Annotated in this window: 10 protein-coding genes and 15 tRNA genes; 20 read left to right on the plus strand and 5 right to left on the minus strand. The window is 38.7% G+C overall.

The features are described from left to right. Positions 1–27 precede the first annotated feature (27 nt). From MOC86_RS00005 to dhaK, 16 genes are all read left to right on the plus strand, one after another. Positions 28–102 (plus strand) — tRNA-Asn (locus MOC86_RS00005). A 3-nt stretch (positions 103–105) separates the two neighbouring features. Beyond that, positions 106–197 (plus strand) — tRNA-Ser (locus MOC86_RS00010). Between the two features lie 13 nt (positions 198–210). Beyond that, positions 211–285: transfer RNA gene (locus tag MOC86_RS00015), tRNA-Glu, on the plus strand. Positions 286–318: 33 nt separating this feature from the next. Beyond that, positions 319–394, plus strand: a tRNA-Val gene (locus MOC86_RS00020). Between the two features lie 14 nt (positions 395–408). Continuing rightward, positions 409–485, plus strand: a tRNA-Met gene (locus MOC86_RS00025). Positions 486–488: 3 nt separating this feature from the next. Next, positions 489–564, plus strand: a tRNA-Asp gene (locus tag MOC86_RS00030). A gap of 26 nt (positions 565–590) precedes the next feature. Beyond that, positions 591–666 (plus strand) — tRNA-Phe (locus MOC86_RS00035). A gap of 24 nt (positions 667–690) precedes the next feature. After that, a tRNA-Tyr gene (locus MOC86_RS00040) sits at positions 691–775 on the plus strand. A gap of 8 nt (positions 776–783) precedes the next feature. Next, positions 784–857 (plus strand) — tRNA-Trp (locus MOC86_RS00045). A gap of 10 nt (positions 858–867) precedes the next feature. After that, positions 868–943, plus strand: a tRNA-His gene (locus MOC86_RS00050). Between the two features lie 48 nt (positions 944–991). Further along, a tRNA-Gln gene (locus MOC86_RS00055) sits at positions 992–1066 on the plus strand. Positions 1067–1070: 4 nt separating this feature from the next. After that, positions 1071–1145: transfer RNA gene (locus tag MOC86_RS00060), tRNA-Gly, on the plus strand. Positions 1146–1158: 13 nt separating this feature from the next. Next, positions 1159–1229 (plus strand) — tRNA-Cys (locus MOC86_RS00065). A gap of 41 nt (positions 1230–1270) precedes the next feature. Continuing rightward, positions 1271–1351, plus strand: a tRNA-Leu gene (locus MOC86_RS00070). A 354-nt stretch (positions 1352–1705) separates the two neighbouring features. Beyond that, complete coding sequence (locus MOC86_RS00075; RefSeq protein WP_268582228.1) at positions 1706–2455, plus strand: glucose 1-dehydrogenase; 750 nt, start codon at positions 1706–1708, stop codon at positions 2453–2455. A 322-nt stretch (positions 2456–2777) separates the two neighbouring features. After that, positions 2778–4526 (plus strand): dihydroxyacetone kinase subunit DhaK, encoded by a 1749-nt coding sequence (dhaK, locus tag MOC86_RS00080; RefSeq protein ID WP_268582229.1) that lies wholly within the window; start codon positions 2778–2780, stop codon positions 4524–4526. A gap of 56 nt (positions 4527–4582) precedes the next feature. On the opposite strand, the gene MOC86_RS00085 is transcribed toward dhaK, so the two are convergent. Further along, on the minus strand, positions 4583–4840 hold the full coding sequence (locus tag MOC86_RS00085) for a hypothetical protein (RefSeq protein ID WP_268582230.1): 258 nt from the start codon (positions 4838–4840) through the stop codon (positions 4583–4585). Positions 4841–4882: 42 nt separating this feature from the next. Continuing rightward, positions 4883–5152 carry a hypothetical protein gene (locus tag MOC86_RS00090; RefSeq protein WP_268582231.1) on the minus strand — a complete coding sequence of 90 codons (270 nt, stop codon included), beginning with the start codon at positions 5150–5152 and terminating at the stop codon, positions 4883–4885. A 153-nt stretch (positions 5153–5305) separates the two neighbouring features. Here MOC86_RS00090 and MOC86_RS00095 point away from each other — a divergent pair, with 153 nt between their 5' ends. Then, on the plus strand, positions 5306–6286 hold the full coding sequence (locus MOC86_RS00095; RefSeq protein ID WP_268582232.1) for an aldose epimerase family protein: 981 nt from the start codon (positions 5306–5308) through the stop codon (positions 6284–6286). Between the two features lie 38 nt (positions 6287–6324). Here MOC86_RS00095 and MOC86_RS00100 read toward each other — a convergent pair whose 3' ends face one another. Next, positions 6325–7530: an MFS transporter gene (locus MOC86_RS00100; RefSeq protein WP_268582233.1), complete on the minus strand. Its 1206-nt coding sequence runs from the start codon at positions 7528–7530 to the stop codon at positions 6325–6327. Between the two features lie 284 nt (positions 7531–7814). Here MOC86_RS00100 and MOC86_RS00105 point away from each other — a divergent pair, with 284 nt between their 5' ends. Further along, positions 7815–9230 (plus strand): amidase, encoded by a 1416-nt coding sequence (locus MOC86_RS00105; RefSeq protein WP_268582234.1) that lies wholly within the window; start codon positions 7815–7817, stop codon positions 9228–9230. 23 nt (positions 9231–9253) lie between these two features. Here MOC86_RS00105 and MOC86_RS00110 read toward each other — a convergent pair whose 3' ends face one another. Then, on the minus strand, positions 9254–10861 hold the full coding sequence (locus MOC86_RS00110) for an FAD-dependent monooxygenase (protein ID WP_268582235.1): 1608 nt from the start codon (positions 10859–10861) through the stop codon (positions 9254–9256). A gap of 128 nt (positions 10862–10989) precedes the next feature. Here MOC86_RS00110 and MOC86_RS00115 point away from each other — a divergent pair. Beyond that, positions 10990–11063: transfer RNA gene (locus tag MOC86_RS00115), tRNA-Gly, on the plus strand. A 105-nt stretch (positions 11064–11168) separates the two neighbouring features. Here the strand turns inward: MOC86_RS00115 and MOC86_RS00120 are convergent. Beyond that, positions 11169–11834, minus strand: a complete 666-nt coding sequence (locus MOC86_RS00120) for a B3/4 domain-containing protein (protein ID WP_268582236.1) — start codon at positions 11832–11834, stop codon at positions 11169–11171. Positions 11835–11929: 95 nt separating this feature from the next. Between MOC86_RS00120 and queG the strand changes: the two genes are divergently transcribed. Next, a complete protein-coding gene (queG, locus tag MOC86_RS00125; RefSeq protein WP_268582237.1) occupies positions 11930–13063 on the plus strand; it encodes a tRNA epoxyqueuosine(34) reductase QueG in 1134 nt (377 codons plus the stop codon). Positions 13064–13098 lie beyond the last annotated feature (35 nt).

The following is a 13098-nucleotide window of genomic DNA, read 5'->3' on the forward strand; positions in this document are numbered from 1 at the left end:
AGTAGGACGTTGCCAGGCTAACCATATTCCACAGTAGCTCAGTGGTAGAGCTATCGGCTGTTAACCGATCGGTCGTAGGTTCGAATCCTACCTGTGGAGCCATTTGGAGAGCTGTCCGAGTGGTCGAAGGAGCACGATTGGAAATCGTGTAGGCGGCTAACGTTGTCTCAAGGGTTCGAATCCCTTGCTCTCCGCCACTACTCTACTTATGGCCCGTTGGTCAAGCGGTTAAGACACCGCCCTTTCACGGCGGTAACACGGGTTCGAATCCCGTACGGGTCACCATTATTACTATATTACATAGACTACTGTTTTCGTGGAGGATTAGCTCAGCTGGGAGAGCATCTGCCTTACAAGCAGAGGGTCGGCGGTTCGAGCCCGTCATCCTCCACCATTTAAACAACATATCGCGGGGTGGAGCAGTCTGGTAGCTCGTCGGGCTCATAACCCGAAGGTCGTAGGTTCAAATCCTGCCCCCGCAACCAAAAGGTCCCGTGGTGTAGCGGTTAACATGCCTGCCTGTCACGCAGGAGATCGCGGGTTCGATTCCCGTCGGGACCGCCATTATTTTAAAATTCAAAATTGCATACGGCTCAGTAGCTCAGTTGGTAGAGCAATGGACTGAAAATCCATGTGTCGGCGGTTCGATTCCGTCCTGAGCCACCATTTATCATGTTTGACAATGAAGATGGAGGGGTAGCGAAGTGGCTAAACGCGGCAGACTGTAAATCTGCTCCCTCTGGGTTCGGCGGTTCGAATCCGTCCCCCTCCACCATTTCTTACAGGGGCATAGTTTAAAGGTAGAACAGAGGTCTCCAAAACCTCCGGTGTGGGTTCGATTCCTACTGCCCCTGCCAAATTAAAATGGCGGTTGTGGCGAAGTGGTTAACGCACCAGATTGTGGCTCTGGCACTCGTGGGTTCGATTCCCATCAATCGCCCCATTTAGTTTACATATAAAATACATATTATGCTTTCAAGCATCATATAAATGGGCTATAGCCAAGCGGTAAGGCAACGGACTTTGACTCCGTCATGCGTTGGTTCGAATCCAGCTAGCCCAGCCAATATGCGGAAGTAGTTCAGTGGTAGAACACCACCTTGCCAAGGTGGGGGTCGCGGGTTCGAATCCCGTCTTCCGCTCCATCTACTTTAAGACGGCGGCATAGCCAAGTGGTAAGGCAGAGGTCTGCAAAACCTTTATCACCGGTTCAAATCCGGTTGCCGCCTTTTTTTGTATCTGCTATTTCTAGCAGATTTGTTTTTTATATGCCGGTGTGGCGGAATTGGCAGACGCGCACGACTCAAAATCGTGTTCCTCTGGAGTGTCGGTTCGAACCCGACCACCGGTATCATACATTGTAGTGAAATCAAGACTTCAACGATTATGTTGAGGTCTTTTTTTGTTTTTGTTTAACATGATAAAATAAGCTTGAATTGTGTATGTATAATTGTGTGCTTTGAATGGTATCAATGAAATGAAGTAGAAAATTCTCATAGAAATTAGTAAGAGTAAATTCTTGCAAGAGGAAGTCTTTGAAGCATTTTTCAAAAATCCATAATTTAAATATCATGAATATAAAGGAGAAGTATGGAAATTATAAAAGTGGTTAAAAAAAACTTCTGCAAAGGTTTCGAATGAGGAGTTTGTCTCGCATAGTGGCGGGTATGAAAGACATATCAATATGTAAATGGAGTGGAGTATTATGTCCTTTAATGGAAGGATTGTTGTTGTAACAGGAGCGGCAAATGGAATTGGGAAAGAAGTATCAAAGCAATATGCAGCAAAAGGAGCAAACGTTATAATAGCTGATTTTGATGAAGAAGCAGGAAGAGAGCATGAAAAACAAATTCGTCAAGCCGGAGGCGAAGCAACGTTTATTAAAACAGATGTAAGAAATGAAAAGGACATTATCAACTTAATGACAGAAGCTGTTTGTACATATGGCAAGATTGATATTTTAATAAATAACGCTGGCGTTACGAGATGGAAATCTCCTTATGAGTTACCCATTGAAGAATGGGATGACATAATTAATACAAACTTACGAAGCGTATTTTTATGTTCCAGAGAAGCAGCAAAGGAAATGAAGAAAAATGATATGGGTGGCTCTATTGTGAATATGGCCTCAACAAGAGCGGCAATGTCAGAACCACATACAGAAGGATATGCGGCAACAAAAGGTGGAATTGTGGCCTTAACGCATGCATTAGCGATTTCCTTTAGTGAGGATAAAATTACTGTTAATGCCATTTCACCAGGATGGATTGAAACAGATGATTATGAATCACTGCGCGATATTGATCATACTCAACATCCATCACAACGAGTAGGAAAACCAAGTGATATTGCAAAAGCTTGTTTATATCTAACACATCCTGACAATGATTTCGTAACAGGGACAAACCTTGTTGTAGACGGTGGAATGACACGAAAAATGATTTATGAACATTGAAAGCAGGAGCAATTCCTGCTTTTTTGGTAAGGAAAAGTGAGGAGCCGAGAAACATTTGGTGAGGTATTCAACCTTTTAATAGATTTCCTCTTATTCATAAACCTTCTTTAACAGATTTTCTTTGATAACTTACTTATGTCGTCTATATTTATTATCAAAATGATAAGAGACGTTAAAGTAAAAACATTTATCATTTACAATAAAGCGTATTCACTCTAACATGAAAAGTAACAAAGGTGTAATAAAGATGGAATCTACGTATACTCACCTCAAGCATTAATTCTTGAAACTACATAAGGAATAGTTTAAGGAGGAAAATGAAGTGAAGAAAATCATTAATAATCCTGAAGATGTTGTTATGGAAATGTGCAATGGAATTGTAATGGCTCATCCAGAGCTTGAGCTTCTAAAGAAATATAAAGTGATTAAGAAAAAAGAAATGAACAACAACAAAGTGACATTAATTAGCGGTGGTGGAAGCGGTCATGAACCATCACATGCGGGACTGGTTGGAAAAGGTATGTTAGATGCAGCGGTATGTGGAGATATGTTTGCTTCTCCTTCTCAAATTCAAGTCTATCAAGCTATTAAAGCAACAGAGGGTAAAAAAGGCACACTACTAATCATTAAGAACTATAGCGGAGATATTATGAACTTTAAGAACGGAGCTCACTTAGCTTCAGAAGACGGCATTAATGTTGAATATGTTCGTGTTGATGATGATATTGCGGTAGAAGACAGTCTATATACAGTTGGTCGCCGTGGCGTAGCTGGTGTTGTGCTTGTACATAAAATTGCTGGTGCTGCAGCTGAAGAAGGGAAAGACTTGTTAGAAGTGAAGGCCATTGCGGGAAAGGCAGTGAAAAATGTGCGTAGTATAGGAGTTGCTCTTACATCTTGTACATTACCTGCAAGCGGTTCTCCAACGTTTGAGATTGATGAGGATGAAATGGAGTATGGTGTAGGGATTCATGGAGAGCCAGGCATTAAACGAGAAAAAATTGCAAGTGCTGATGAGTTAGCAGAACGTATGGTGCGTGATTTACTAAAAGATTTAAACGTAGAAGGTGAAGAGATAGCAGTATTAGTAAATGGATTCGGTGGAACGCCATTGCAGGAGCTTTATCTTTTTAACAATGCAGTAGCAAGAGAGTTCTCTAATCGAAATATAAAAGTTAACCGAACTTTTGTTGGAAATTACATGACAAGCATTGATATGGCTGGTGTGTCACTATCTATTATGAAATTGGACGATGAATTAAAAACATTGCTTTCTAATAAATCAGATGCACCAGCATTTAAAGTAGATGGACCTGTTCAGCAAGTAGAGTATGCAAGTGTTGAGGAAGAAGAAGTAGCAGGGCCAGTCCATTTTGAAGTAGAGACAGAAGAAGAGTATCGTGTTGTGAAAGACGATGTAATTTCGTTAGGAAATATGATTTATCTTGTTGATAAAATGAGTGAAGTGATTATTAAAAACGAGTTAGCTTTTTGTAAGTTAGATTCTCATGCAGGTGACGGTGATTTTGGGATAAGTGTTGCTAAAGGGTTTAGACAGTTAAAGCGTGAGTGGAAAACAATTATCAATGAAGAGTCATTAAACATAGGTAGTTTTTTAGATAGCAGTTCAATGGTTATTATGGAACATTGTGGAGGAGCTTCTGGTCCAATCTGGGGGGGTGCTTTTAGAGCGGCAGGTAAGTCTGTAGGAGAGAAACGTGAATTAACAGTGCAAGAGTTTTCTAACATGCTTCAAGCTGTTGTAGAGGGAATACAAGACATTGGAGAGCGTTCATTTGGTAGAGGAGCAGAAGTTGGCGATAAAACGCTCATAGATGCGCTTATACCATGTGCCGATGCTTGGAAAGAGTGTGCAGAGCATGGTGAAGATATGAAGACAGCCTTCCATAAAGGAGCAGAAGCGGCTGTAAACGGAGCTGAGAAGACAAAAGAAATCGTGGCTCGAATGGGACGGGCTGGTACTGTTGGAGAAAGAAGCTTAGGTCATCCTGATGCAGGAGCACATGCTTTAGGTATTATTTTTACAGAACTTGCGGAGGCACTAAAATAAATGAATAAAAATCAAGAGACGGAAGAGCTATGCTCTTCCGTCTCTTGATTTTATTCTTAATCTTCCAAAACTAAAACATCTAGCTGCTGTGCTGCTTTACAATCATATAGAGAGATAAGATCGATAAGAAGATAAGCATCATGTTCTCTGATTGCTTCTGCAACAGCCTCTAGGTCATCAAGTAGGTATAAGGTATTCTCTTTACAACATAGCTCTTCCATATATTTAAAAAGAAGCGCATTTTCTTTGAGTGGATGTATATTAAAGCCTTTTGCTAATACTTCAACGGCGCTTTTTACAAAATTGTTCCCCAACGATTTGACTCCTTTATAAGATGATAAATGATGGTTATTCTTTTAAAAGTTTTCTTTCACTAATACTTTTTCTAATTGAAGTTGAAAAAGTTCTGTTTGGAGAGGATCTTTTAATACTTCTTCAATATTCGTTCTTTCAATAAAGTTTCTTACTTCTGTATTCTTTTGAAATAGTATTCCATATCTGTTCACTATTTCTTGAAACCATTTCTCTTTTTTTAGCCTTTTAAATTTAGTATTAATAAGCTTACTTCTGCGTGACGGGACAGAGGTTAAGACTCCTTCAAGAATACTAAACAATAGGTTAGCCATTGTTGTTCCTCCTTTTGTTTCCTCAATATTTGTACTAATAAGACGGAGATAGTAATTGGAAGTTTCACTACAATTAGGAAAAGGTACGGTTTTTATTTTATAAGATACGTCGTTTTAACTTAAACTAGATGTTATAAAGGAAAGGGGTTTATAATGAAAGAGAACATTCGAGAATATACGTTAAAAAATGAAAATCTAACGGTTAAGTTTATGAACTATGGTGCTTATATTACGCACATCTTATTGGAAAACGGTCAAAATGTTGTGATGAACTACGCTGATATTGATAGTTATTTTGATGATAAGCACTGTTTGAATTGCTTTGTTGGTCCTATTATTGGACGAATTGCAAATGCTGAATTTACGCTCGAAGGAAAAGAATATAAGCTTGAAAAAAATGATGGAGAACATAATTTGCATAGCGGATCTGCTAACTTAGCGACGAAGTTTTGGGATGTAGATATAAGCGAAGAAAACACTCTTGCTGTTCTTACATATCGAACAAAAGACGGGGATGGTGGATTTCCTGGCAATGTTGACGTTTCTGTCACTTATAAATTAGAAGGCGAGACGCTAGTTGTTAAAACAGAAGCAGAAACAGACAAACCAACTCTTTTTGCCCCATCCCTTCATTTTCATTTCAATCTTGAACATTTTGAAGAAGGCATTGAGAATCACCTACTTAAAATTTCTTCGCAAAAGTTTACAGAATTAACAGAGGAAGTTATCCCAACAGGAACATTACTCAATGTAGAAAATACACCATTTGATTTTCGAGAGGATGTCAAGATAGGAAACTTCATCGCGAAAGACGATCCCCAGCTTAACATTGAAGGCGGATATGATCATGGGTTTTTACTCCAAGACAGAGAAGTTGTGCTGAAAAATAAAAATAAGACAGTTGAACTTTATGCAACAACAACTGAGCCAGCTGTTGTAATTTATACAAACAACGGATTAACCGAAAAAGAGAGAATCAATGAAGGAAGGACTGGCTTTAAACATGGGGCTATTTGCATTGAACTGCAGAAGTTACCTGATGCGATTCATCACGGGAATTTCCCTAGTGCTGTTCTTTATCCCGAAAAGCCGTTTCAAGAGGAAAGCCGTTATACATTTCGACTAAAACAGTAAAAAGAAGCACTTAAAGAAGCACTTTAAAGTGCTTCTTTTTAAATTTTAACGGATTCATTTTGAGCATTCCACGTTCTTTTCCACGTTTGCTGGGCAACAACAAGAACGGTTAAAGCAACGAGAATAATGGCCGAAAAGGCGATAAAACCTGTTGCATACGTATTTGTCGTGCTTTTTAAAGTACCGAGTAAGTTTGGAACAAAAAACCCTCCAATTCCGCCCGCAGCACCAACAATTCCGGTAATCATACCAATTTGCTTTTGAAAACGTTGTGGAACGAGTTGGAATACAGCGCCATTTCCCATGCCAAGACAGGCCATAGCAACGAATAAAATGGCAATCGCAAACCCAAGCCCTGGGAGTTGTGCGACACCAAACATACAAAGAGCAGCTCCAATATATAAGCACATAAGAATACGAGCTCCACCAAATTTATCAGAAAGAAAACCACCGATTGGGCGAACGAAGCTTCCTGCTGCAACGCAAAGTGTGAGAAAGTCTCCTGCTGCAACTTTACTTAACCCATACTGATCAACGAAGAAAATGCTTAAGAAGCTTGTAAGGCCCACAAATCCACCAAATGTTACACTATAGAGAAGACAGAAAAACCATGTATCTCGATATTTAAAAACTTTAAGATATTCTTTTAAAGGTTGTGGAGCAGGCTGTGAAGGAGCGTCTTTTGCTGTAAAGATAAAGATTAAGAATACAAGTAAAAGAGGGATAATAGCCATTCCCATTACACCGTGCCATCCATATATTTCAGCAAGGCGAGGACCAAATAATGTAGCTAGAAGGGTTCCGCTATTTCCTGCTCCTGCAATCCCCATTGCAAGTCCTTGAAGATGTGGTGGATACCAACGACTTGCCATTGGTAAAGCAACAGAGAAGCTTGCACCTGCAACACCAAGCAAAATCCCGATTATGTACAGCTCTCCCACTGTATTTCCAAACTGCCATCCAAGCACAAGCGGAACTAGTGTTGCACACATGCCGATAATTGCTGTTTTCCTTGGGCCAATTCGGTCTGTTAACATTCCTAAAAGAATACGGAAAATAGATCCTCCCAAAATAGGAATAGCGACAATTAAGCCTTTTTCACTTGGAGAAAGTCCAAAATCATTTGTAATATAAACGCCTAATGCACCGAGCATTACCCAAATCATAAAACTAACGTCAAAGTATAAAAAAGCTGAAAATAATGATGGAGCATGACCACTTGTTCTCAATTGAGATAATTTCATTATTGTTCCTCCTTCTAGTGATAAGTTTTAGCTGACCTTCAAACTTAATAAAGATGTACGAAAAGGATATCTTTTTTTATTTATACTATCTGTGAAAAAATTAATAAATTGATATGTAAGGAAATATAACGTGAAATAGGCGTTTTTTCGTAGTAGTTAGAAATGTCGCTAGTTAATTTAACTAATGCTGAGAAGATTTTTTGGATAAGAAGTACAGTTGGTTGACTCGGTATTTAAAAATTTCGTACACTGACGAGTAGATAAGAAAAAGAAGGTGTTGGGCTATGTTAGAACAATTTAGTGTTTCTGAGCTTGTGTCACAAATGAAAGCGAAAAAACTTTCTCCAGTTGAAGTAATAGATTACTTTTTAAAACGAATTGAAGATCATAACGATAAAATTAATGCGTTTGTAACACTAAATGAAAATGCAAGAGAAGAAGCAAAGAAAGCGGAAGAAAGATTAATGAAAGAAGAAAATGTAGGAGATTTTCACGGCATTCCAATTGCTATAAAAGATTTAACTTTAACAAATGGAATTCGTACAACGTTTGGTTCACCTGCTTTTCAAAACTATATTCCAGATCGAGATGCTGTAATTGTTGAACGATTGAAAAGGGCCGGAGCTATTGTGATTGGAAAAACAAACACGCCTGAGTTCGGTCATATTGGTACAACAGACAACCTATTGTTTGGGGCAACCAAAAATCCATGGGACGTTTCTAAAACATCAGGAGGATCGAGCGGAGGCTCTGCTGCAGCCGTTGGAGCTGGGCTTGTACCAATTGCAGAAGGAAATGACGGGGGAGGATCTATTCGTATTCCAGCCAGCTTTTGCGGAGTATACGGATTCAAGCCTACATACGGAGCTATTCCAAATACAAACAGCACAGCAAATACTTTTGGTTCAACAGCGCCATTTGCCAATCATGGTGTTTTGAGTCATTCGCCATTAGATGCTGCCTTGTTTTTAGAAAATACACAAGGACCTTCCACAAGAGACCCTTTTTCGTTACCTGTGTATAATAAAGAGGTAAGTCAAAAACTTAAAGGGAATTTAAAAGGAGTTAGAATTGCTTATACCGAAAACTTTGGTCTTTATGAAGTGGACAAGGAAGTTGCTCATATTGTTGAAAGTACGTTGTCAAAGTGGGAAGAGCTTGGTTGTACAGTTGAGAAAATTGATATGGATTTCGGCATGAACCTTGAGGAGTTTATCACCTTTTTCACAAGTATGTGGTATTCATCAGCAGCTGCTGGAAGCGGGCCTCTTTTAAATGAAAATCCAGAGTGGGTGTCAGCTTCCTATAAAGCGATGATTGAGGAAGGAACAAAATTAAATGCTGTACAATATAAAAATCTAGATCCAATCCGGACCTCTATTTGGAATAAAATGCAAGACTTTTTCGGCTCGTATGATTTAATTTTATCTCCAACGCTTGCTGTTCCAGCTTTTGATTACAGATTGCTTGGCCCTGATAAAATTAACGGTAAGAAAATCAGTTCTATTTCAGACTGGTTGTTAACGCATTTATATAATACAACAGGATTTCCAGCAGCATCACTTCCTATTGGTTTCTCCGCCTCAGGGTTACCAATTGGTCTTCAAATTGCCGGAAACCGATTTCAAGATGAGTTAGTGCTGCGTGCTTCTTATGCTTATGATGAGGAATATAGTAAACAAAAGCAATTTCCGTTTTAATTAAAAAAGGTTAGGAGAAAATCCTAACCTTTTTTAGATAAGAGCCAATAGCTCAATTTATGAATAACTTCTTGTATATTTAGCTCTTTTTGATGAAAGGCAACATATCCATCAGGTCGAAGAAGGAGGACGTCCTTATGACTCATATGGATGTTCTTTCGTAATGTTTGATCATGATCAACTAAATAGGGGAGTGAACATAATTCAGGTGCTTTTCCTAAAACAACAAAAGAATTTACTGCTTCAGGGTAATGCACGTTAAGTGCTTTATGAAAGCGGTCAATCAGAATTTTATCACTTTCTTGTAAACTATCTAAGTAGAAGAGACTGATAAATGTTTGTGTTCTTAAAATTTCGTACAGGCGACACTCCCCTTCATGATTGTAAAAGGTGAAATCTTGTATTCTTTCTCCACTTTTTAAGCCTGTTGTCTGTAAGTATTGGCTTTGCATCTTTTTAGAGAGCTGGGATTTTTTATAATGAAAACCAATGTTGCTTAGCCTTTCTAAAATTTTTGTAGCAATAAAGTCTTTCTCTATCAACTTAGGAGCAAGTGTATTTCTTAAAGATGAAAAAAGCTCATTCTGGCTTGTAACGCTTTTTATGAGAAATGATGTAGATTGCAGAACGCTTTTGCCAATTGGCCTTCTTTCTTCATCATAGCTTCGCAAAAGAGAGGGAGGGGAAAAGCCTCTTAATACGAAAGATAGCTTCCAAGATATATTCATAGCATCCTGAAGTCCAATGTTCATTCCTTGTCCACCTGCAGGGTTATGGATGTGAGCAGCATCTCCTACAAAAAAGACATGGTCCTGTTGGTAGGAAGGAACTTGCTTATGAGAGGTTCCAAAACGACTGAGCCAAACTGGATTGTGTAATGATAAAGGGGTAGAAATGATACGATTTACGCTTTCCTCTAGCTCATCAAGTGAAAGCTCTCTTGTATGTAATTCGTTTTGCTTTAAGAAATCAGCAACGATCACTCTTGTTACGTTTCTAGAGATAGGAACAATAAAAACGATTCCTCGCTCATTTACATAAAGGTTTGCTCGTTTCTCTTCTTTCAATCCTTCTAATGTTACATCACCTAAAAAAAACGTAATTCCCTCTTTTTCTCCGCGAAAAGGAATGCCAAGAAAACGCCTTACTGAGCTGTGGGCTCCATCACAGGCAAGGACGTATCGTGCTTTCACAGATGTAGTTTCAGAGCCCTGTAGTAAACATGACACGTAATTGTAGTGTTGTTTTATGGAAATCAATTCTGTTCTTCTCTCTACCTTATAAGGAAGCTCATGTTCTAAAATTTCTTCTGTTTCAGCTTGTGGAAGAACAAAGATGTAGGGAAAAGCCGACTTTAAAGAAGAAAAGTGCACAGTAAAAGGCTCTTTGTTCCCTAAATGAATATGAGCTCCGGTTGCTTTGCATCCTTTTTCAAGAAAGGGGTCTACAATGCCTAATAAATCAAATGTTTCCATCGTCCTTGCATGGATAGCAAGTGCTTTTGAAAGAGGAGAGGGTGTTTGCTTTTTTTCGACGATCATTACATGTATGTTTTGTTTTGTAAGAGCATGTGCTGCAAGAAGACCTGTTGGACCACTTCCGACAATTAAAACATCTACTTCTTTTTCCATCATTCAACCTCACTTCAAATGTCATTTGTAAAGTTTTTTAAAAAACTTTATAAAAAACTCTTGCAATCTTAACAAAAAGTTAATATAATATTAATTGTCAGGTAGTTAAGAAACAAAATAAAGGACATGCGGGTGTAGTTTAGTGGTAAAACCTCAGCCTTCCAAGCTGATGTCGTGAGTTCGATTCTCATCACCCGCTCCAATAATACATAACCTAACCATCAATTACGTGTGCAACGCAGTGTTTCGTTTGATAATCAACGAAGCATTGCGTTTTTTATTATTTTTAAAAGAAAAGCGCTGGTTTTTAAGCGATAACCAGCGCTTTTCCTTCTCCACCGTGGATTTGATTAAACATTTGCTGAAGAGAAGAAAGTAATCGTTCTGCATTATCAAGGTCTGTTGAAGGTTTTAGATAGACGATTTGTAGAGCATTTTTTGTTGTTTCCGTAACTTTTGTTCGTACAGAATCAACATAAGGACTGCCAAAAGCACCTTGGTTATCAAGCGAAACAATACTGTTTGAAAACGTCACATTCCGTCCGTTCAGCCCTTCGTAATGAGCATTTTCATCGCCAATTGTAATAAGAATATCGCCTTCTAAGGCATCGAGATCATAGAGACCTATTGGTACTTGATATTCTAAGGAGAAGAAATTATTTAAGTCTACTCCAGAATGGACAGGCTGTAGGTATGTATGTTTTTTGATACGTCTGTACAATGCCTCAATTGAAGGACGATAGCGGCTCGGATCAGTTCCAACCGTTTTAAACACTTGGCGCCATTCTTTAATTCCATCGAAGTCTGTGACATTTTTATCTTGTAAATCAAAATGAATTGATTCTTGGAATAACTGAAGTCTTCCACGTAGCATTTGGGGTGACTCCCCAATTTCGATGTTGTTGTATTGGATAACACCTACTTTAAAACCAGGAACTTTCTCAATAAGTGTATTAGAAAGTTTGATTTCCATTGGATTCCATCTCCTTTTTCAGTTCATTTCCTTTAGTATAAAGGGTAGAAAAGAAAACTACCAAAATTAAGTCTTAAACAGAAAGGAGGATTGGGATGGATATTAATCAACTTAAAGAAGAAGTTATTGCTTATAGTAAAGAAATTGGTATCGATAAAATCGGCTTTGCGAGTGCTTCAACATTTCAAACGTTAAAGAACCGGCTTGAACGTCATAGAGAGCTTGGCTATGAATCTGGATTTGAAGAGAAGGATTTAGAAAAAAGAACAAATCCAGACCTTTTATTAGAAGAAGCGAAGTCTATTATTGCAATTGCCATTGCTTATCCATCGAAAATGAAAGACGCTCCGCGCGGAACGAAGGAAGATCGTCGCGGTATTTTTTGTCGTGCTTCATGGGGGCATGATTATCATAACGTACTTCGCGATCGTCTTAATAAATTAGAAGCGTTTATTACAGAAAAAGTACCGAGTGCACGATTGAAATCAATGGTTGATACAGGAGAGCTTTCAGATCGTGCTGTTGCTGAGCGAGCGGGGATTGGCTGGAGCGGAAAGAACTGCGCCATTATTACCCCTGAATTTGGTTCCTATGTTTATCTTGGAGAGATGATTACAACTCTTCCATTTGAACCAGATCAACCTGTTGAAGATGGCTGTGGCACGTGTAATAAATGTATTGATGTTTGTCCAACAGGTGCTCTTGTGCAAGGTGGACAGTTGAATTCAAATCGCTGTATTGCGTTCCTTACCCAAACAAAAGGATTTTTACCAGATGAATTTCGGACGAAAATTGGCAATCGCTTGTATGGGTGTGACACATGCCAGACGGTTTGTCCTGAAAATAAGGGAAAAGATTTTCATCTTCATGCTGAATTAGAACCAGATCCTGAAATTGCTAAACCAAAGTTAAAACCACTTCTTCAAATGAGCAATCGCGAATTTAAAGAGAAATATGGGCATGTTTCAGGTTCATGGAGAGGAAAGAAACCAATCCAACGTAATGCCATTATTGCACTTGCTCATTTTAAAGACGAAACAGCAGTGCCAGAGTTAATAAAGCTTTTAAAGGCAGATGTGCGCCCTGTTATTAGAGGAACGGCAGCATGGGCACTAGGGAAAATCGGAACAAATGAAGCAGTAAGTGAATTAGAAAAGGCTCTTTTAAAAGAAAAAGAGGAAGAAGTTATTGAAGAAATTAAGAAAGGGTTACGCCTTGTAAATAGTTAGCCTTTTTCCATCATAAGCTTTTAAGGGGTGATAAA

It is taken from the genome of Priestia endophytica (genome assembly GCF_026790145.1).
Taxonomy (GTDB): domain Bacteria; phylum Bacillota; class Bacilli; order Bacillales; family Bacillaceae_H; genus Bacillus_I; species Bacillus_I endophytica_A.